Origin of the sequence: Mesorhizobium sp. B3-1-6, from assembly GCF_006439555.1 — a bacterium.
GTDB lineage: Bacteria > Pseudomonadota > Alphaproteobacteria > Rhizobiales > Rhizobiaceae > Mesorhizobium.
Map to the genome: position 1 here is coordinate 94980 of NZ_VFTM01000016.1, position 18305 is coordinate 113284.

Below are 18305 nucleotides of genomic sequence, written 5' to 3' on the forward strand. Positions count from 1 at the left end.
CGATCAGTCTCCGTCCAGCGACGAGAAGCCGGCGGTCAGGCCGAATTCGGCGGTCATCCTGGTGCCGATCAAGGTCGACAGGCTCGAGGTTATCAGCGCGAAATGCTCGAGCTTGCCGCGCAGCGCGGGATCCGCGAGCGCCTTGTCGATCGGACCGGCGATCGACTTCGCCGTCGCCACGCCGTTGCTGAGCTGGATGTGGATGGATTCGGCCATCCATTGCGCATCGGCTGGCAGCGCGTCGCCGAGCTTGGAAGCCTGGAACAGTTGGTCGATGCCGGACAGGTTTGCGGCCAGCGAAGCCGTCGTGTTCCGCGAGCGCCAGTAGATCGCCTGCTTCGGCTTGTCGGCATCGGGCCTGGCGCCGAGAAAACCTTTCAGCCGCACGTCGCGGATCATGTCCAGCTCGTTGATGAAGACGCCGACCAGTTCCGTCACCGCTTCGTTGCCGTCTCGGTAGAGCGGGTTTTTCGGTCCTGGGTTGGCCCAGAGCGACGCAAAGCCATCGGGGTTTTGCCAGGCATCACGCACCTCGCCGGCCATCGCTTCGACATTGCCGGCAACCGCCTCACCATAGGCGCAGCGGTAAGGATCGTCCTTCCTCGCGAGCGTTTCGGCGCCGTCGCCGTAAAGCACATATTCGAGCCCGCCGAGGCCCTGCATGGCGACGCTCTTCTGCGCCAGTTGCGACGGATCGGTGGCTGACGGATCCTTGGATGCCAGCGTGGCCTGCACTTGCCTCAGGCCGATGCTCTTGCGGTCCGGCCAATAGAGCATGCGCTCCAGCCGGTTGTTCTCCTTGATCGGTCCGAAGGCGATGATCTCGGCCACCGACCAGGCCTCGACCGTGCCGGAAAACGCCGCGCGCGCCGCTTCGAGATTCTTTTCGGACGGCGTTTCGCAGAGCTGGTGCATCGCCTTGGTCAGGCCCGCCGCATGCTCGTCGAGGCTGGCATAGGCTGGGCGGACGAAACCATCGATCGCGCGGCCGATGACATCGGAGGCTTTCACCGCGGCCGATGCCGGCAGGGAGATCGCCAGAAAAAGCGGAAGGGCAAGGGCGGCGGCCAGGCGTTTCGACATCAAAGCGACTCCAGGAATTTAATCAGCGCGTCACGATCGGCCGCGGCGGCCCCGGCAAAGCGATCGCGCGCCTTCCGACCCTCGCCGCCATGCCACAGGATCGCCTCGGCAAGCGTGCGGGCGCGGCCGTCATGCAGATAGAAGCTGTTGCCGTTGACTGTCGCGGTGAGCCCAATACCCCAGAGCGGAAGGGTGCGCCACTCGCTGCCGCTCGCTTCGCCTACCCGTTGCCCGTCGGCAAGGCCCTCGCCCATGTCGTGCAGCAGGAAGTCGGAATAAGGCCAGATCAGCTGGAAGGCCTGCGCCTTGTTGGGCGTGCCGCGCATGGTGACGAATTTCGGCGTGTGGCAGGAAATGCAGCCCATCTCGTAGAACTGCTTCTTGCCGGCGAGCACGTCTGGTTTGTCGAGATCGCGCCGCGCCGGCACGGCCAGATTCTGCGAATAGAAGGTGACGAGGTCCATGACAGGGGGCGGCGCCTCGGCCGTGCCGAGGCGTTGCTGCACGCCGTTCGGCATGGCAAGGCAATCCGTCTGCGCCTTGGTGCAATCGCCCCAATGCTTCGGCATTTCCGGCGTGGAGATGCCGATATCGCCGGCAAAGGCATCGGCCGCCTGCTGGCGGATCGAGGCGGTCTGCGCCTTCCAGCCGAAGCGGCCCAAAGTCACCGCGCCGCTCAGTTCGTCGCGCACGATGTTCGGCTGGCCCGAAATGCCGTCGCCGTCGCGGTCATCCGCATCGGCATGGGCGAGAATATCGGCCGGCGCGATCTGCTCGATCAGGCCCAGCCCGATCATCGGCGGCGTCAGCCGAGGCGAGAGCGTGGTGCGCGGATCGAGTGGGCCGTAACCGAGATTTTCGACGGAATAGCTTGGCTTGCGCAGCGCAACAATGGCGCCGTCGCCGAGCGTCACTTTTTGCTCCTGGTAATCGACGCGTATCCGGCCTTCGCCTTTGAGGCCCGGAACCGCAAGATCCTGCAGTTGCGTGCCATAGACCGGATCGGGAAAGTTCAGCACCTTGTGGTCGGCAAGTGCGGCCTTTTCCTCGGCGCTGGCGGCGTCGCGCGCCAGCCGCAGGAACATCGACGTCGATCCGGCATCGCCTTCCGGCGGACGGCCGCGGCCGTCCTTCAGATGGCAGTTCTGGCAGGCGCGCTCGTTGAACAGCGGGCCGAGCCCGTCCGAAGCCTGGGTCGAGGATGGCGACGACACCCAGTTCTTGCGGAACAGCGCGTTGCCGAGCTTGAAGCTGCCCTCTTCCTCAAAGGTGATGTTGGCGGAGGATTGCGAAAAGGCATCGCGGTTGACGTCCTTCCGCGACGTGCCGGCGCCGCCCTGCATCAGCTCGAACGGTTCGGGCCTGGTAAAGTCGGTCGTTGGCCTGGTGACTGCCAGAACCCGCGCCTGATCCTTCGGCGTCAGGTCGGTGCGGCTCGTCGGGAGAGCGGCTGGCTCACCGGCCATGGCGGGCGCGGAAAGCATGACCGCCAGCAAAAGCGACGCCCCGCTGCCGATCCGGTATCGTGGGGTCTTCCGAAGCGGCAGGCCGTCGATTGCTGCCCGCAGCGCGCGGCGCGAAAAATGATCTACGGGGCGCCGCATTCCCGCATGTCCTTACTCCGCCTCGTTGGCCGAGTCGGCGTTGAGCTGGCCGTACTTTTCCTCGCCGATCGAGGCAAGCAGGTCGAGCTGCGTTTCCAGGAAGTCGATATGTCCTTCCTCGTCGGTCAAAAGGTCCTCGAACAGCTTCATCGAGACGAAATCGCCTTCCTCGTGGCAGATCTCGCGCGAGCGTTTGTAAGCGGTGCGCGCGTCATATTCGCCGGCCAGATCGGATTCGAGCACTTCCTTGACGTTCTGGCCGATGCGCAACGGCGCGACGGACTGCAGATTGGGATGGCCTTCGAGGAAGATGATGCGCGCGATCAGCCTGTCGGCGTGATGCATTTCCTCGATCGATTCCGCCCGCTCCTTCTTTGCCAGCTTGGTGTAGCCCCAATCCTCGAGCAGACGATAATGCACCCAGTACTGGTTGACGGCTCCAAGCTCCAGAAACAGAGCTTCATTAAGCCGCCCGATGACCTGCGGTTCGCCTTTCATGGGGTCTGCTCCCGTATTGGACGCGCAAGCCTCTCACGCGGTCCAGGTGTGAAACGATGTCCACGCCGCCCACCTCTGAGCGGGCGTGGTAGTTCTCGGTGACCCGAATGATCGTTTCCACCACATTTGGGAAACAGCCGCAACAGCGACCGCGCTTGCGCATCGCATGATAGACCTTCGCGGGCACGATCAGCTGCCAGGGATCCTCATCCAGCAGGCCGACGATCGTCTGCTCGATCTCCTTCTCGGTGATGATGTTGCAATGGCAGATCAGCATTCACTTGCTCTGGCTGACGGCGCCGGCCACGGCGCCGCTTGGATTATTTGTTAGTCGGGCATGATCTTATCCAAAAACCGGTATCCACTTTTTGGGATCATGCCTGTTTCCTAGTCGGGCATGATCTCGTCCAAAAAACCGGTATCCACTTTTTGGGATCATGCCCTGGACCTTACTTGAACACCTTGTCGGGAGCGTCCAGGCTGTCGGAGCCCTCGAAGGCGATCTGGTTCAGCTTGAGCGAGCCGACGGCGCGCTCGATCGACTTGGTCTGGTCGATCAAGGCGTCGATTGCCGCCTGGACGGTAGCGTTGCCTTCGGTGTTGCCTTCGGCAATCTGCTGGTCGTAGGCCTCGCCGGCCAGCGCGCGCGCCTGGATGGCCTCCATCTTGGCGACGGTGGTGTCGAGCTTGCCCGACAGTTCCTTGTCGATCGCCGGATCGGCGGCCTTCACCATATCAGACGCCGACGGACCCGAAACCACGGAGCCGTCGAGCCGCTTGTAGCTGGCACGGTAGGCGTCGCGGATACCGACCGCGTCATAGAGATGCGAGATGTAGGTGTTGTCGGAGAAGCAGTCGTGCTCCTCTTCCGGATCGTGCAGCAAAAGGCCGAGCTTCATGCGCTCGCCGGCCAGTTCGCCATAGGAGAGCGAGCCCATGCCGGTGAAGATGGTGGAGATGCCGGCATTCGCGTCGCCGTCGGTGAGGTTCTTGCGCGCGGCGCCGTCCTCCTTCCAGTTGCCGACCATTTCCTGCAGGTCGGACACCAGAAGATCGCTCGCCGACTTCAGATATTCGGCGCGACGGTCGCAATTGCCGCCCGTGCAGTTCTTGAGATCGTAGTCGGTAAAGGGCCGCTCGCCCGCGCCCGGGCCTGTGCCGTGCAGGTCCTGGCCCCAGAGCAGGAATTCGATGGCATGATAGCCGGTCGCGACATTGGCCTCGACGCCGCCGGCCTCCTGCAGCGTGCCCGAAAGGAACTCCGGCGTCAGCTTCGAGGCGTCGACCTTCTTGCCGTTGATCTCGATTTCCTTGTTGGCGATGACGTTGGCTGTATAGAGCGCGTTTTCGTCCGACTCGCTGCCATAGCTCTTGGCGACATAGTCGATCAGGCCCTCATCCAGCGGCCACGAATTCACCTTGCCTTCCCAGTCGTCGACGATCTTGTTGCCGAAGCGGTAGACTTCTGTCTGCTGGTAAGGAATGCGCGCCGCCTTCCAGGCCTCGCGCGCGGCGTTCAGCGTGTCTGCCGAGGGGCTGGCAATGAGCGCATCCACCGCCTTATCCAGCGCCTGCGCAGTGGTCAGAGAATCCTCATATTTGGCCAAAGCGATGTCGGCATAGGTCTTGATTACCGCTTTGGCGTCCGTTTCGGCTTTCGCCGGCAACACGAACACCGCCGCCGTCAGCGCAGCCGTGGCGCAGATCGCAGCCAGCCTGCCGCCATTACGTGCCGTCATTATCCTTCTCCAGTTCCTTGGAAATTCAACAATAGGCGCATGTGTCCACCCGCGCCGAGGCATGAGCATGCCGGGAAAAATGGTGGCCGCGCCGATGCGCGGTTCGCGATAAAAAGACACCCACTTGCCTCCAATCGAAAGGGTTCAAGGCCCAGCCATCAAAGGGATGCGCTTCGCGCGCAGCTCTCCATAAAGCGATGGAGAGGCCGGGAGTCAACTGGCGCGGCAGAAAAAATTCAATTGAAACAATAGTTTAGAATTATTCTAAACTAGGATTATCAACTTTAAGACGATCGCCCGACCGGGAGACCGGATTGACAGGCAGCCGTTCTGGGTGCGACCCGGACGCCTGCCCTTGCGGCGGCGGCAGACAATCGCCACTTGGCGCAAGAGCCTAGAGTTCCAAGACAAAAGGATTGCGATGACGAACGGGGTTGTGATTGTCGGTGCCGGCCATGCCGGCGTGCAGGCCGCAGCCAGCCTGCGCGATGAGGGCTATGAAGGGCCTGTCATCCTGATCGGCGACGAGAAGGAACTGCCCTATCACAAGCCGCCGCTGTCCAAGACCTTCATCAAGGACGCCGAGGCCAAGCCGCAGCCCCTGCGCGGCGAAGCGTTCTACACCGGCAACAACATCGATTACCGGCCGGGCGTGCGCATCGAGAGCACCGATGCCCGCGCGGGCCAGCTGAATGTCGCAGGCGGTGGAACGCTCGGCTTCGACCGGCTGGTGCTTGCAACCGGCTCGCGGCCGCGCCTGCTCAAGCTCGACGGCGCCGGCCTTGCCGGCGTGGTCTCGCTGCGCTCGCTGGCCGACGCGCGGGCGATCCGCGAGCTCAGCGCGCAAACCGAGGACGTGGTCATTCTCGGCGGCGGCTTCATCGGCCTGGAGATCGCGGCCACACTGAGAGCCGCGGGCCGCAACGTCACCGTCGTCGAGGCCGTCGACCGGCTGCTTGGCCGCGCCGTGGCGCCTGTCATCGCCGCGCATGTGCGTCAGCGCCTGGAAGCGATCGGCGTGCGCATCCTGACCGGCACCACCATCGTCCGCCTGGAGGGCGAAAACGGCCGCGTCTCGGTCGCGATCACGTCCGGCGGCGAGCGCCTGCCGGCGCAGATGGTCATCATCGGCATCGGCGTGGTGCCCAATGTCGAACTGGCGGAAGCCGCCGGCCTGGCCATCGGCAACGGCATCCGCGTCGACCAGCATATGCAAAGCTCCGTTCCCGAAATCCTCGCCATCGGCGACGCGGCCTCCTATCGGCATTGGTTCACCGGCGGCGACGTGCGGCTGGAATCGGTGCAGAACGCCACCGACCAGGCCAGGCTTGCAGCCCGCACCATCCTCGGCCATGCCGAGCCGTTCTCGGCCGTGCCGTGGTTCTGGTCGGATATCGGCGACATGAAGCTGCAGATGGTGGGGCTGACGCAAGGCGGGGACAGCCACGTTGTGCTCGGCGATCTCGCCGACAACAAGTTCTCGATCTACCATTATGCCGGCGACCGGCTGCTCGGCATCGAATCCGTCAACCGTCCGGCCGACCATATGCTTGGCCGCAAGATGCTCGGCGCCGGCTTCTCGCCGGCGCCGCAGACGGTGGCAGGCGGGCCAGATGCGCTGAAGGCGGCGCTCGCGGACTTCAGTCAGGACGAACCGACCAGGGCGGCGGGCTGATTGTTCAATCCAATATGATGATAACAACGCTCGGGGGCGCGAAAGGACGCACCCACCAAGCCTTGGCAAAAGGCGATCGCCGAATTATCATAAATTGATAATTTCGGATAAAGCGAAAGATTTGCTCCGTGCCTGCAAGCTACAGCATTGGCTCCCGCTACGAGGCATTCGTGCGCGAGCTTGTCGAGAGTGGCCGCTACGCCAGTGCAAGCGAAGTCGTGCGCGATAGTCTGCGCCTGCTGGAGGAGCGTGAAGAGCACCGGCAGGCGAAGCTTGCTGCACTGCGTGAAGACATCCGCAAGGGTGTAGAGAGCGGACCAGCTATAACAGCCGACGACGTTTTCGATCGGCTGGAGAAAAGATACGCGGCGGAAAGCCGCAAATAATGGCTCTCAGTTTCGCGCCTGCCGCCGTGCAGGACATCGAAGAGATTGGCGATTACATCCAAGCTGAAAATCCGGCGGCCGCCCGCCGCTTGATAGCGGCACTTCGAGTGCGATGCGACACCATCTTGGATGCACCACGTGGTGGCGCTCCCCGTTCCGAACTCTGGCGAGGCCTGCGTTCCGTCGCGTTCCAGAGATATGTCATCTTCTATACCGTCGAGCGTAACAATGTGCGCGTTGAGCGCATCCTGCATGGCTCGCGCGACATCCAGGGCATTTTCGATGAAAGGAAAATGCCCAAGGATAGTTGAAGCCGACACTCTGACAACTTCGATCAGGCGGCCCGCGCGTCGCGGATCGAGGTCTCCAGGATATCCAGCGCCTCGGTCATGACTCCGTCCTGGATGGTGATCGGCGACAGGAAGCGGATGACATTGCCGTAGACGCCGCAGGTGAGCAGGATGAGGCCCTTGTCCAGCGCCTTCAGCCTGACCGCGTTGGCGAACTCCGCCGACGGCAGGCCCTTCTTCACGTCGTTGAACTCGACGGCGTTCATGAAGCCCGGACCGCGGATGTCGACGATCTCGGGCACGTCGTCACGGATCGAGTCCAGCCGCTGCTTCAGCCTGGCGCCAAGGGCATTGGCGCGATCGCAGAGGTTTTCCTCCTCGATGACGTCGAGCACAGCATGGGCCGCGGCAACACCGATCGGGCTGCCGCCATAGGTGCCGCCGAGCCCACCGGGGCCAGGCGCATCCATGATCTCGGCGCGGCCGGTGACGGCCGACAGCGGGAAGCCGCCGGCAAGGCTCTTGGCCATGGTGGTGATGTCGGGCGCCACTTCGTGGTGGTCCATGGCGAACATCTTGCCGGTGCGGGCAAAGCCGGTCTGCACCTCGTCGGCGATCAGCAGCATGCCGTGCTGGTCGCAGATCTTGCGAAGTGCCGCCATAAAGTCGCGTGGCGCCTCGTAGAAGCCGCCCTCGCCCTGCACCGGCTCGACGATGATTGCCGCGACGCGGCCCGGATCGACATCGGCCTTGAACAGCCTGTCGAGCGCGGCGAGCGAGTCGGCGACGGAGACGCCGTGTAGCGTGACCGGGAACGGCGCATGGAAGACGTCGGCCGGCATGGCGCCGAAGCCGACCTTGTAGGGCACGACCTTGCCGGTCAGCGCCATGCCCATGAAGGTGCGACCGTGGAAGCCGCCGGAAAAGGCGATGACCGCCTGGCGCCCAGTGGCATTGCGGGCGATCTTAATGGCGTTCTCGACCGCCTCGGCGCCTGTCGTGACGAACACCGTCTTCTTCTCGAATTTTCCCGGCAGCATGCCGTTCAGGCGCTCGGCCAGACGCACATAGCTTTCATAGGGCACGACCTGATGGCAAGTGTGGGTGAAGCGGTCGAGCTGCGCCTTGACGGCCTCGATCACCTTGGGATGTCGGTGGCCGGTGTTGACCACGGCGATGCCCGAGGAGAAGTCGATATAGCGCCGGCCTTCCACATCCCAGATTTCCGAGTTCTCGGCGCGATCGGCATAGATCTGCGTGGTCATGCCGACGCCGCGCGAGATCGACTGGTTCTTGCGTTCGGAAATGGCTGAGTTCTTCATGTCATTCCTCATCGGACCGGCGCCCGTTCTTGTTTGGTGACGCCTGTTCTGGCCTTATTTCAGGTTTTCCTCAAGTCGGCACCATGGCCCGGTCGATTGGGCCTGCCCAAGGCGGACCAAGAAGGCCCGGTTTTGGATGGCCGGACCGTTGCAAGCCCAACTCAACTTTTTGCCGAGTCATCGTTGTCATTGAACCCCACGGGCGGTGATTTTGCCCGCTGCCATGGCGAAGATTTTGAACTGCGCCAAGCGTGCCATCCCTCGGGCAAGTCCGCCAGTTCGAGGATGCTCTCGTCGCGCTTAACCACTTCCTGTAAGCCGACGAGCATTATGTCGCCATCTTCGACGGGTCCGGGGTCGCAGTTGTGAAATTGCCAACTGCCGTCCTCGTCGTCATGCGACACGTATGCGATCCAATCATTCCGGCGGAATATGCCCCCGTCCACGAACACCGCGACATTGGGTGGGTCTGAGAACTTCCACTCGCCCATACTCCGTCCCCCAAGCAATCCGAGCGGCGTCACGCCGTTCGCACAAACCCCTCGCTCGCCCGAAGCAGGTTGCGCGTATAATTCTCGCTGACGCGATGCGCGATCAACTGGCTCGCATTGAGGGTCTCCACCGCTTGACCGTTTTGCATGACCATCAGCCGTTGGCACATGTGGGTGATGATGGCGAGGTCGTGGCTGACCATCAGGAAGGTGAGCTTGCGACGGCGGCGCACCTCTTCCAGAAGATTCAGCACCTCCGCCTGCACGGACGCGTCGAGCGCCGAGGTCGGCTCGTCGAGTAAAAGGATCGAGGGTTCGAGGATCAGCGCCCGGGCAATCGCCACGCGCTGGCGCTGGCCGCCGGAGAGCTGGTGCGCGTAGCGGAAGCGAAAACCATTGCCGAGGCCGACCTCGTCCAGCGCGCGCTCGATGCGCTTCTCGCCGTCGGCAATGCCATGGATCGCGAGGGGCTCCTGCAGCAGGCGGTCGACCGTCTGGCGCGGATGCAGCGAGCCATAGGGATCCTGGAACACCATCTGCACATCGCGGTAAAAAGCCTTGTCGCGGGTCTTGCCAAGGGGCTTGCCGTTGACAGAGATGGTGCCGGAAGAAACCGGCGCCAGGCCGGTGATGGCTCTCAGCAGCGTCGACTTGCCGGAACCGCTCTCCCCGACCAGACCGTAGGATTCGCCTTCCCTCACTTCGAGGCTTACGCCCTTCAGCGCGCGAAATCGGTCGAAGACAACTTCCAGCCCTTCGACAGCGATGGAAGCCGTCATGCCGCCCACTCCGGCTTGCGGTCGAGCACCGGCAGCGGATGGCGCTCGAAGCCGATCCTCGGCATACAGTTGAGCAGGCCGCGCGTGTAGGGGTGCCGGGCGTCGCGCAGTTCGGAAGCCTTGATCTGCTCGACCACCTTGCCGGCATACATGACGACGACGCGGTCGCAAAAGGAGGAGACCAGGCGCAGATCGTGCGAGATGAAGATCAGGCCCATGCCGCGCTCGGCGACGAGCTTGTCGAGGATCTTGAGCACGTCGAGCTGCACGGTGACGTCGAGCGCCGAGGTCGGCTCGTCGGCGATCATCAGCTCCGGCCCGGCGATCAGCATCATGGCGATCATGGCGCGCTGGCCCATGCCACCCGAGACCTCGTGCAGATAGAGGTCGAAGACGCGGGCCGGGTCGCGGATCTGCACCGCCCGCAGCATTTCCAGCGCCCGCTCGCGCGCCTCGGCCCTGGAGACCTTTTCATGCGTGCGCAGCGTCTCGACGATCTGGCGCCCGATGGTCATCACCGGATCGAGAGAATATTTGGGATCCTGCAGGATCATGGCGACGCGGTTTCCCCGCAGCGCGCGGCGCTGGCGGGGCGATATGGAGAGCAGATCAATGCCGTCGAAGGCGAGCTTCTTCGCCGAAACCTCGGCCTGCGGCGGGGTGAGGCCCATGATGGCGCGGCCGGTCTGCGATTTGCCGGAGCCGCTCTCTCCGACGATGCCCAGCCGCTCGCGGCCGAGCGAGAACGAGACGCCACGCACGGCCTGCACGAGGCCGGTGCGGGTCGGGAAGGTGACGCGCAGGTCGTCGACGTCGAGAAGCGTGTCGCTCATTGGTCGCCGCTCCGGGGGTCGAGCGCGTCGCGAAGACCGTCGCCCAGCAGGTTGAAGCCGAGGCTGACGACAAGGATCGCGGCACCAGGTGCGGCGGCAACCCACCACTGATCGAGGATGAAACGGCGGCCGGACGCGATCATCGCGCCCCATTCCGGCAGCGGCGGCTGCGCGCCGAGGCCGAGGAAGCCAAGGCCGGCGGCAGTCAGGATGATGCCGGCCATGTCGAGCGTCACGCGGATGATCAGCGAGGAGATGCAGAGCGGCATGATGTGGCGCAGCACGATGCGGAAGGGCGAAGCGCCCATCAGCTGCACCGCCTTGATGTAGTCGGAGTTGCGCACCGTCAGCGTTTCCGCACGGGCAATGCGCGCGTAAGGCGGCCAGGAGGTGATAGCGATCGCGATTACCGCGTTCTCGATGCCGGGTCCGAGCGCCGCGACGAAGGCGAGCGCCAGCACCAGCTTCGGAAAGGCCAGGAAAATATCGGTGATGCGCATCAGGATCGTGTCGGTCCAGCCGCCGGCATAACCGGCGATCGTGCCGACCAGCAGGCCGATGGGCGCGGCGATGATGGCGACGAGGATCACCACATAAAGCGTCCAGCGCGAGCCATAGACGATACGCGAATAGATGTCGCGGCCGAGGTCGTCGGTGCCGAACCAATGCTCGGCGCCGGGCGGCAGCAGGCGGGCGTTCTTCAGATCGCCGATGGTGGGCGAATAGGGCGCCAGCACATCGGCAAAGGCGGCGACCACCAGCAACGCGATGATGATCAGCATGCCGACCAGCGCCAGCCGATTGGCGGAGAAGCGCCGCCAGGCGACATAGGCGCGGCCGAGCCTTGCCTGCAGGCGCGAGGCCGGCCGGTCGCTGAGCAGCCACGCGCGCCTGGATTGGATGGTTTCAGCGCTCATCCGGCCTTCGTCCTTGGATCGAGCAGCCGGTAGAGCAGATCGGACAGAAGGTTGATGGCGATGAAGACCGAGCCGATGGCGATGGTGCCGCCGAGCACGGCGTTCATGTCGGCGTTCTGCAGCGAATTGGTGATGTAGAGGCCGATGCCCGGCCAGGAGAAGACGGTCTCGGTCAGCACCGAACCCTCGAGCAGGTTGGCGTAGGAAAGCGCGATCACCGTCACCATCGGCACGGCAGCGTTGCGCAGCGCGTGGCCCCAGATGATGCGACCTTCCGACAGGCCCTTGGCGCGCGCCGCGACGATGTATTCCTGCGCCAGCTCGTTCAGCATGAAGGAGCGGGTCATGCGGCTGATATAGGCGAGTGACAGATAGCCAAGCAGCGCGGCCGGCAGGACGATGTGGCGCCAGGCGTCGTAGAAGACGTCCCACTGCCCCTGGATCGCGGCATCGAGCAGGTAGAAGCCGGTAATCGGCGTGAATGTGTATTCGTAGACGACGTCGAGCCGCGCCGGAAAGGCGATCCATTGCAGCTTGGCGTAGAACAGCACCAGCCCGAGCAGGCCAAGCCAGAAGATCGGTACCGAATAGCCTATGAGACCGACGACGCGCGCGACCTGGTCGATCAGGCTGCCGCGCTTGACCGCGGCCAGCACGCCGAGCGGCACGCCGATGACGGCGCCGATGATCGTGCCCAGCGTCGCCAGCTCGATGGTCGCCGGGAAGACGCGGCGGATATCGGACATCACCGGATTGGTGGTCAGCACCGAAGTGCCGAAGTCGCCGCTCAGCGCATTTTTGACATAGATGTAGAACTGTTCGATCCAGGGCAGGTCGAGGCCCATTTCGCGGCGCGTGCGCTCGACCACGGCCGTGGGCGCACGGTCGCCGAGGACGGCCAGAACCGGATCGATCGGGATGACGCGGCCGATGAAGAAGGTCACCGCGAGAAGACCGAGATAGGTGGTCACCGCGATGACCAGGAAGCGACCGAGCGACGATAGGACGGCGACGGCGCGGGCGCTGCCGCGCCCCGCCGCCACCTGATTGTCAGCTACGCTCACGCGGCGGATCCGCCGACGCTATTCCTTGGAAACCGCGCCGACAAAATTGGTGTCGAAGCTCGGGCCGAGCGCAAAGCCCTTGAGGTTCTTGCGCAGCCCGGCCACTTCCAGTTGCTGATGGATGATGACGAAGGGGCTGGTGTCGAGGATCTTCTGCTGCAGGTCCTTGTACATATCGGCGCGCTTGCCCGAATCCTTCTCCAGCAGCGCCGCCTCGGTTTCCTTGGTCAGGTCCGGGATGTCCCAGGCATTGCGCCAGGCCAGCGTCTTGATCTTGGCGTCGTCGGAATTGTCCGGGTTCGAGGCGAATGTCTGGGCGTTGGAGTTCGGATCGAAATAGTCCTGGCCCCATTGGCCGATATAGATGTCGTGGTTGCGGGCGCGGTATTTGGTCAGCGTCTGCTTACCGTCGCCGGGAATGATCTCCAGTTGGATGCCGCCCTGGCCGAGCGTCTGCTGGATCGATTCCGCCATGCCCGTGGTCGGCTGTCCGGTGCGCACGTCCATGGTCACCTTGAAGCCATCCGGCACGCCCGCCTTGGCGAGCAATTCCTTGGCCTTGGCGACGTCGAACTTGAAGGGATTGTCATCCATCGCGCCGAGGTCGCCCTTGGGCAGGAAGGACTGGTGGATTTCGCCGATGCCCTTGAGGATGGTCGAGCCCAGCGCATCGTAGTCGACCAGATATTTGAACGCCTGCCGCACCTCCGGCTTGGCAAGTGTCGGGTTCTTCTGGTTGAGGCTGATGTAATAGACCGTGCCCTTCGGCGCGCTGGTGGTGGTGAGATCGGCGTTCTTGGCGATGGCGTCGAGATCGTTCGGCTCAAGGTTGCGGGCGACATCGATATCGCCGGCCTCGAGCGCCAGGCGCTGCGCCGAGCTTTCCTTCATGTTGCGGTAGATGATGCGGGCAAGCTTGGCCTTCTCGCCATTGTAATTGTCGTTGCGCTCCATGACGACGGCCTCGTTGGCGCGCCACTCACGCAGCTTGTACTGGCCCGAACCCGCATAGCCGGTCTTCAGCCAGGCATTGCCGAAGTCGTTGTCCCATTTGTAGTCGGCGCTCGGCGTGACGGCGGCGACATGTTCCTTGACCAGCTTGGCGTCGACGACCGAGGCGACCGTGGCCGACAGGCAGTTCAGCACGAAGCTCGGTGCGTAGGGTTTGTCGACGACGAACTGGAAGGTGGTGTCGTCGACGGCCTTGGCTTTTTCGGTGACATTGTCGCCGGTGATGCCGAACTGGTTGATGATGAAAGCCGGGCTCTTGTCGAGCTTGATGGCGCGTTCGAAGGAATAGGCGACATCGGCCGCGGTGATCGGATTGCCGGACGCGAACTTCATGCCGGGCTTGAGCTTGAATGTGTAGGTCAGGCCGTCGTCGGAAACGGTCCAGCTCTCGGCAAGGTCGCCCTTGACCTTGGACGTGTCGCTGAGGTCGAGACGGACCAGGAGATCATAGGTGTTGCCGGTGACCTCGGCCGTCGACAACTCGAACGCTTCGCCCGGGTCCATCGAGATGATGTCGTCGATGGCAAAGCCCTCGACCAGCGTATCGGCGGGCGTGACCGCGAAGGCGGGCGCGACGAGCAGCGCGGACAGCGCGGCGCCCGCAAGCAAGGCGCGAGAGCGGAGAGCAAACTTTTCCAGCATCATGGTGATCGTTCCCTGTCTTGTTGACCTGAGTTCCCGGCTCAGGGGCTGTATTGTTCTTTGCAAGGCCAGCAGCGGCTTTGACCGCTTACCGTCGTGTTTTTTGTCCAGTTGGTCAACTCCCTATTCGACGGCGCACGAAGCGGCAACGCGCGCTCTGCGAGACACCGTATCGGACCAGTCGAGCCGCCATGAGTCGACCCATGCGCCAGCCGATTGAAGCCGCCGATCCGGAAAAATTTGCCAGGGGTCGTGCTTTCGGGAGACAGCCGCTATTTCAGCTGCGCGACCAGGCCCGCCTCGGGAAAGCAGGTGGCGGGCCTGCCGTTCTTTGCCTGCCAGATGCCGATCGAGCGGCGGGTCTTGAAGCCGGGCAGACCGTCAGCGCTGCCGACATCGTAGCCCTTGGCCTCCAGCGCCCGCTGCAGGGTGGCGATATCGGAGCGATGGAGATCGCCGACCGCGCCCCAGGTGCCGGCAAAGGTGGCGTCGCCTTTGGCGATGCGGTCGGCGGCATGGCCGATGAACAGGCCATAGAGATCGCTGTTGTTGTATTGCTTGATCACATAGAAGTTCGGCGTGACGACGAAGGCCGGGCCACTGCGCCCGGCCGGCATCAGCAGGAAACCTTCCGCCTTCAATTCGCTCGCCGGAAACGCTTTGCCGTCGACGCGCCTGATGCCCATCGCCACCCAATCGGAGATCTTCTTGCCCTGGTCGGGTCCTTCGAGCGAGCAAGAGACATTTGCCGGAACCGTCACCTCGGTCCCCCAGCCGCGCCCCCTCACCCAGCCGTAATGGACGAGGTAGTTGGCGATCGAGGCGAGCACGTCGGGCGTCGAGTTCCAGATGTCGGGCCGGCCGTCGCCGTCGAAGTCGACGGCGTGCTTCAAGAACGAGGTCGGCATGAATTGCGGCTGGCCGAGCGCGCCGGCCCAGGACGACTTCATCGCATTGACCGGCGCCAGCCCGCGCTCGACGATTTCGAGCGCCGCCAGCACCTCGGTGCGGAAGAAGTCCTTCTTGGTCGACATGAACGCCTTGGTGCCCAGCACCTCGAACGCGTCGTACGGCATCTTGGCCGCGCCGAAGCCGGTCTCGCGGCCCCAGATCGCCAGCACGATCTCGCCCGGAACGCCGTAGCGCTTCTCGATCAGCCCGAGCGTCCGGGCGTTGGCGTTGTCGCGCGTCCTTCCGCCCGACGTGACGGCCCGAATGATCTTCTCGGCGAAGTAGTTGGCCGGCGGGCCGAACTCGGCCTGATGCTGCTTCTCAGGTGTCGTCGGCTTCTCGCCGGGCAGGACGAGATCGGGCAGCTTGAGGTTCGGCTTCACGCCGAGGAAGGCAGCGTCGAAGGTTTTTTTCGAGATGCCTTTGGACTTGGCTTCGGGCCAGAGGTCGGTTTGGAGCCAAGCCTGGAACTGGTCGTCGATGGGGGCGGCATGGGTGGGGGTGGTAATGAAGAGAGCGAGAAGCGTCGCTAGGAAGGAAAGAATAGCCAACCTGAAATGCTGGTGTTCCTTCACACCCCCCTCTGTCCTGCCGGACATCTCCCCCGCAAGGGGGGAGATCAGATGTCGCGCAGGCTTTCGCCAATCGCCGACGTGGGGATAAAAGCGCCGGCAAAGAAACTGCCAATCTCCCCCCTTGCGGGGGAGATGCCCGGCAGGGCAGAGGGGGGTGTGACGGAGCGCGGAATCTCGAGGAATAACATCTGTCACGCGCGCCCTCCCCGCCAACTTCAAAACGCCGTCCTCGACCGCAGCGCGGCGGCCAGCGTGCCTTCGTCGAGGTAATCGAGCTCGCCGCCGACCGGCACGCCATGCGCGAGCCGCGTCACCTTGACCTCGAAGCCAGACAGCTGGTCGGTCAGATAATGCGCTGTCGTCTGCCCCTCGACGGTGGCATTGACGGCAAGGATGACTTCCTTCACCTCGCCGCCGGCGACACGGTCGACCAGCGAGCGGATGTTGAGCTGGTCCGGACCGATGCCGTCGAGCGGCGACAGCGTGCCGCCAAGCACGTGGTAGCGCACGTTCATGGCCGCGGCGCGTTCCAGCGCCCAGAGGTCCGAGACGTCCTCGACGACGATCAGCGTGCCGGCGTCGCGGCGCGGGTCGGTGCAGATCATGCAAGGGTCGGATGTATCGACATTGCCGCAGGTCGAGCAGATGCGCACCTTGTCGACCGCTTCGCCCATGGCGGCGGCCAGAGGCTCGAGCAGCTGCTCCTTCTTCTTGATGAGATGAAGCGCGGCGCGCCTGGCCGAGCGCGGCCCAAGCCCCGGCACCTTGGCCAGGAGCTGGATCAGGCGTTCGATTTCCGGACCGGCGATTCTCTTCGACATCGCCTTGATCTAGGATTTTTCAGGACAGCCAGCAACGGCACAAGCCCGCCATGCTGCCATGGCGGGCCTTGCTTTGGATGCAATCGGGTTCAGTTGGCTTCGAGCGGCCGGTCCTGGCTGACGATCATCGCGCCGATGGCGTCGGTGTTCTCAGGCGTCGACTGGAAGCCCATCGCCGCTTCCTGCGGCGCATTGGGCACCGAAGTGATGTAGCGGCCCTTGAGGGTGCCGCCGAAACGCGAGGCGTCCGGTTCGGCCATGGGCTCCTGCATCGCCACGACCATCTGCTTCTGCGCCAGACGGCCGGACTTGGCAGAAGGTGCAACAGAAGCCGTCACATAGGTCTGTTCGGCGGAAGCGTCTTCGGTCCGCGCGGCCGTGGCCAATGCGGCCTGCTTTGCCGGGTCCGGACGGACGATCGTCTTGACGATCGGCTCGGCGGAAGCCACGAGCACCGGAGCGTCGGCCGCCGGTTTCTGCCGGTCAGACTTCTGCTTGTCGTCCACGTTCATGGCGACCATCGGCTCGTCCGGCAGCGGCTGCCAGTTGCGGCCGCGCTTCTCATAGAAGGCGTTGCCGCCGGCAACCATGGTGTAATGCATGTTCTTGTAGGGGAAGCGCAGGCCGGCGGTGTGGAAATACATCGTGTTCTTGAGCTTGGCCTTGCGTTCGCCTCTCAGCACCGCATCGGCTGCCTCCTCGACATCCGGCAGGGCCTTCGAGTTCATCGGCCGAGTCATGACGCCCGGAGCAAACTGGCCTGGCTCGCCGACAACCTGACAGATGGTGTTGCCGTGCTGGCCCGAGCGAAGCCGGTTCATGACGACCGTGCCGACCGCGATCATGCCGTCGCGGCTCGACCGGTTGGACTCGAAGAACATAGCCCTTTGCAAGCATTCCTTGTCCTTCAGCGAATGGCTGGAGGAACGCGTGAGGAAGCTCGGCGTAAGGGCATCGGTCAGACCCGACATGCCATGCGAGGAAGTGGTCTGGCTGCAGCCGGCCAGGAGCAAGGGGGAAGTGACGATGCCGATAAGCAGCAGCGGCGTCTTCCATCGCGTCGCGATCACCAAAAAAGCCTCATGTCCAGATGCCAGCCCGCCCCGAGATGTGGCAAGAATGAGACTCTTTCGGGCAAAAAGATGGCTAGAAGGTTAGCAACTTCTGGACTTGGGTAAAACTTTATGAATGCCGCGAAATGTGCCCGTGAGCATTGCCGGCAAAATAGTTAATATTGCAGCCCGGACTCAATTTCCGTTCATAATCAATTAACTGGCGGACACGGCCTCAGAACGGCAATTTCATTCCGGGCGGGATCGGCAAGCCTGCCGTGAGCGCCTTGGTCTTCTCCTGCATGATCTGCTCGACCTTATTTTTGGCGTCATTGTGGGCGGCCAGGATGAGGTCCTCGAGGATCTCGGCTTCGTCCGCCTTGATCAAGGACGGATCGATCTTCAGCGTCTTCATTTCGAACTTGCCGGAAAGCGTGACGCTGACCAGACCGCCGCCGGCCTGGCCGGTGGCTTCAAGCGTGGCGATCTCGTCCTGCATGGCCTGGAATTTGGCCTGCATTTCCTTCGCCTTGCCCATAAGGCCGAGAAGATCTTTCATCGGTTGGTCCTCT

At 63.5% G+C, this 18305-nt stretch carries 19 protein-coding genes; 3 read left to right on the forward strand and 16 right to left on the reverse strand.

Annotation, left to right across the window (positions count from 1 at the left end):
• Positions 1-3 precede the first annotated feature (3 nt).
• The 5 genes from FJ414_RS16110 to FJ414_RS16130 all read right to left on the reverse strand — a co-directional run bounded on the left by FJ414_RS16110 (position 4) and on the right by FJ414_RS16130 (position 4924).
• Positions 4-1083 carry an imelysin family protein gene (locus FJ414_RS16110; RefSeq protein ID WP_140645356.1) on the reverse strand — a complete coding sequence of 360 codons (1080 nt, stop codon included), beginning with the start codon at positions 1081-1083 and terminating at the stop codon, positions 4-6.
• A complete protein-coding gene (locus FJ414_RS16115; protein WP_140645357.1) occupies positions 1083-2687 on the reverse strand; it encodes a di-heme oxidoredictase family protein in 1605 nt (534 codons plus the stop codon). Before FJ414_RS16115 ends, FJ414_RS16110 begins: the two co-directional genes overlap by 1 nt.
• A gap of 12 nt (positions 2688-2699) precedes the next feature.
• Positions 2700-3185, reverse strand: coding sequence for a bacterioferritin (gene bfr, locus FJ414_RS16120; RefSeq protein ID WP_140645358.1), 486 nt, complete (start codon positions 3183-3185; stop codon positions 2700-2702).
• On the reverse strand, positions 3151-3462 hold the full coding sequence (locus tag FJ414_RS16125; protein ID WP_140645359.1) for a (2Fe-2S)-binding protein: 312 nt from the start codon (positions 3460-3462) through the stop codon (positions 3151-3153). Before FJ414_RS16125 ends, bfr begins: the two co-directional genes overlap by 35 nt.
• 172 nt (positions 3463-3634) lie before the next feature.
• Positions 3635-4924, reverse strand: a complete 1290-nt coding sequence (locus FJ414_RS16130) for an imelysin family protein (protein ID WP_140645360.1) — start codon at positions 4922-4924, stop codon at positions 3635-3637.
• A 421-nt stretch (positions 4925-5345) separates the two neighbouring features.
• On the opposite strand from FJ414_RS16130, the gene FJ414_RS16135 reads away from it, so the two are divergent.
• The 3 genes from FJ414_RS16135 to FJ414_RS16145 all read left to right on the forward strand — a co-directional run bounded on the left by FJ414_RS16135 (position 5346) and on the right by FJ414_RS16145 (position 7296).
• Positions 5346-6599, forward strand: coding sequence for an FAD-dependent oxidoreductase (locus tag FJ414_RS16135; RefSeq protein WP_140645361.1), 1254 nt, complete (start codon positions 5346-5348; stop codon positions 6597-6599).
• Positions 6600-6727: 128 nt separating this feature from the next.
• A complete protein-coding gene (locus FJ414_RS16140) occupies positions 6728-6985 on the forward strand; it encodes a type II toxin-antitoxin system ParD family antitoxin (protein WP_140645362.1) in 258 nt (85 codons plus the stop codon).
• Positions 6985-7296: a type II toxin-antitoxin system RelE/ParE family toxin gene (locus FJ414_RS16145; RefSeq protein WP_140645363.1), complete on the forward strand. Its 312-nt coding sequence runs from the start codon at positions 6985-6987 to the stop codon at positions 7294-7296. The genes FJ414_RS16140 and FJ414_RS16145 overlap by 1 nt, the downstream gene beginning before the upstream one ends.
• Before the next feature lie 23 nt (positions 7297-7319).
• Here the strand turns inward: FJ414_RS16145 and FJ414_RS16150 are convergent, their stop codons facing one another.
• The 11 genes from FJ414_RS16150 to FJ414_RS16205 form a co-directional block, all read right to left on the reverse strand.
• Complete coding sequence (locus FJ414_RS16150) at positions 7320-8597, reverse strand: 4-aminobutyrate--2-oxoglutarate transaminase (protein WP_140645364.1); 1278 nt, start codon at positions 8595-8597, stop codon at positions 7320-7322.
• Positions 8598-8758: 161 nt separating this feature from the next.
• Positions 8759-9088, reverse strand: coding sequence for a hypothetical protein (locus tag FJ414_RS16155; RefSeq protein WP_140645365.1), 330 nt, complete (start codon positions 9086-9088; stop codon positions 8759-8761).
• A 29-nt stretch (positions 9089-9117) separates the two neighbouring features.
• Entirely contained in the window at positions 9118-9867 is a 750-nt protein-coding gene (locus FJ414_RS16160; protein ID WP_140645366.1) for an ABC transporter ATP-binding protein, read from the reverse strand.
• On the reverse strand, positions 9864-10700 hold the full coding sequence (locus FJ414_RS16165) for an ABC transporter ATP-binding protein (protein WP_140645367.1): 837 nt from the start codon (positions 10698-10700) through the stop codon (positions 9864-9866). The genes FJ414_RS16160 and FJ414_RS16165 overlap by 4 nt, the downstream gene beginning before the upstream one ends.
• Positions 10697-11617, reverse strand: coding sequence for a nickel transporter permease (gene nikC, locus FJ414_RS16170; RefSeq protein WP_140645368.1), 921 nt, complete (start codon positions 11615-11617; stop codon positions 10697-10699). Before nikC ends, FJ414_RS16165 begins: the two co-directional genes overlap by 4 nt.
• Positions 11614-12681 (reverse strand): ABC transporter permease, encoded by a 1068-nt coding sequence (locus FJ414_RS16175; protein WP_140645369.1) that lies wholly within the window; start codon positions 12679-12681, stop codon positions 11614-11616. The genes nikC and FJ414_RS16175 overlap by 4 nt, the downstream gene beginning before the upstream one ends.
• An 18-nt stretch (positions 12682-12699) precedes the next feature.
• A complete protein-coding gene (locus FJ414_RS16180; RefSeq protein WP_181181632.1) occupies positions 12700-14334 on the reverse strand; it encodes an ABC transporter substrate-binding protein in 1635 nt (544 codons plus the stop codon).
• A 272-nt stretch (positions 14335-14606) separates the two neighbouring features.
• On the reverse strand, positions 14607-15884 hold the full coding sequence (locus FJ414_RS16185) for a lytic murein transglycosylase (RefSeq protein ID WP_140645371.1): 1278 nt from the start codon (positions 15882-15884) through the stop codon (positions 14607-14609).
• A gap of 191 nt (positions 15885-16075) precedes the next feature.
• The gene (gene recR / locus FJ414_RS16195; protein ID WP_040985994.1) at positions 16076-16681 is read right to left on the reverse strand and encodes a recombination mediator RecR; all 606 of its coding nucleotides are present in this window, start codon (positions 16679-16681) and stop codon (positions 16076-16078) included.
• A gap of 89 nt (positions 16682-16770) precedes the next feature.
• Positions 16771-17751 carry a cell wall hydrolase gene (locus FJ414_RS16200; RefSeq protein WP_140645372.1) on the reverse strand — a complete coding sequence of 327 codons (981 nt, stop codon included), beginning with the start codon at positions 17749-17751 and terminating at the stop codon, positions 16771-16773.
• A gap of 217 nt (positions 17752-17968) precedes the next feature.
• Entirely contained in the window at positions 17969-18292 is a 324-nt protein-coding gene (locus FJ414_RS16205; protein WP_140645373.1) for a YbaB/EbfC family nucleoid-associated protein, read from the reverse strand.
• Positions 18293-18305 lie beyond the last annotated feature (13 nt).